The 1733-nt window shown below is 59.2% G+C and carries 1 protein-coding gene; it reads left to right on the top strand.

All coding sequences use genetic code 11. The annotated features are described in order from the left end of the window. Window positions 1-69: 69 nt before the first annotated feature. Window positions 70-1733: hypothetical protein (locus AC1D1X_RS22425; protein WP_477699237.1), on the top strand; the 1664-nt coding region annotated here is incomplete at its 3' end.

Genomic DNA, 1733 nt, shown 5'->3' with positions numbered 1-1733 from the left:
GCTCTGGGCTTTGTGCTTGCGCTGGATTCGGGCGATCGAGTCAGTATCGCTTCCAGCGGACTGAGCCTCATGAGCAGCTTGGGCATGATAGGGCCTTGGGGCGCGGTGGCTGCTGTTGTCCTCACCCTCTTGGGCGGCCTGTTTGCCGACGAACCCGATATCCCCATGCGCGAAGGCCTGGCCCATGCCGAATGGGACGGAGCAGGCAATATCCTCGTCGTCACTGATCAGGACACGGAAGGCGGCGGCGCTACTGCCACAAGCTGGATGCAAAACCTGGTCGATGGCCTGCAAGCTCAATTGGCCAACACCCGTGACCAGGCAGGCAACAGCTGCGCTCTAATTCCCAATCTGCTGCCCGCTATAGGCTATCAGTACGACCCCGATGGCTTCAATCTGGCCAACGGTGCCAAGGGATTTGTGTACCTGAAGTGGACCGATGAGAATGGCCAATCTCAGATTCGTTACTACGATGGCGAAGGTAGCCGGGGCGATGGTACGAGCGAAACCCTGGCCGGGGACTTCATGCAGCATGCTCAGGGCGCGATTGCTCCGACGTGGCAGGTCCAGACCGTGCTGGCACATTACCAGCAAAGTCAGGGCATCCACTTGCCTGCTGCGCAGGCAGGCTTGCCACAAGAGCTGGCCGACGGCGTCCACCAGACACTGCAAGCTCTCACACTCGCGCTGCCGGTTGAGCCCGCCCTTCAAAACGCCCTGATAGATATCGATGGCGACGGCTATCTGGAGCGCAGCCAGTGGTTGGCCACCAACCAAAGCGCGTTGGCGATAGATGTCAACGGAGATGGTGTCATTGGTGCGGGTGAGCTCCTGAATCTGAGCGGCTCGGCCCTGAGCAGCTTGAACTGGCTGGATACGAATAGCGACAAGTTTCTTGATGTGAGAGATCCGGCATTCGCTGCATTGCGCTTATGGATAGACGTTAACGCCGACGCAAGCAGCGAGGGCGAAACACAGACTTTGACGCAAGCAGGTATCGCTGCTATCGACTTCAGCGGCAGTTCACCCCGGATCATCAAGGTTGATGGTAGCCGCGTCGCTCTTACAGCGCAGACCTTGACCGGCGACATTTTGGGCGTGGCATACCAGTCCGTCACGGGTGGCGTATTGCAGCTGGACGAACAGGCGAATGCCCCGGCTATTGCCACATTGCATGCGGTCAACACCCGAACCTTTGATGGCGATGCGGCGCACACGCATGGCGGGGATATAGATACTGATGGCACGAATGACCGCCAAACGGTGCTGGTTGACGCCCAGGACAGCCGTTTGTCTACCACGACGGCTCGTACACTGGCCAACCGAACAGGTAACCCGCTTGGATTCGTACCTTTTGGAGCGGTCACTACGTTGCAAGCCCAGCGGGAAGCCACGGCAGCGATGATTCGCAGTGCAGACGGCAGCATGTTTAGTACGGCGACCGGTATCACGCCTTTGGTCGCCTTGGCACTGGGTGCAAGTGCGGTGCAATGGCCAACGGTGGTTTCTGCGGAGTCGTTGCCAATAGACAGCAGTTTGGCTGGCACGGCCATYGAAGCGGCATTGACTGGCTTGGACCCGAATGTGCCGTCCGCCTCTGTGTCAGGCAACACGCCGTCGGGCTCAGGTCCGACTGTTCCGGCAGACCCGGCGCACGTCGATTTGTCGTCATTGCAGCTCGGTCGCGTCATTTCAGACGTGCACCTCAAAAATAGCGAGGAAGGGCAGTTGAC

This window comes from Polaromonas sp. P1_G4 (assembly GCF_056405475.1).
This window is presented reverse-complemented; position numbering and strand designations above follow the sequence as displayed.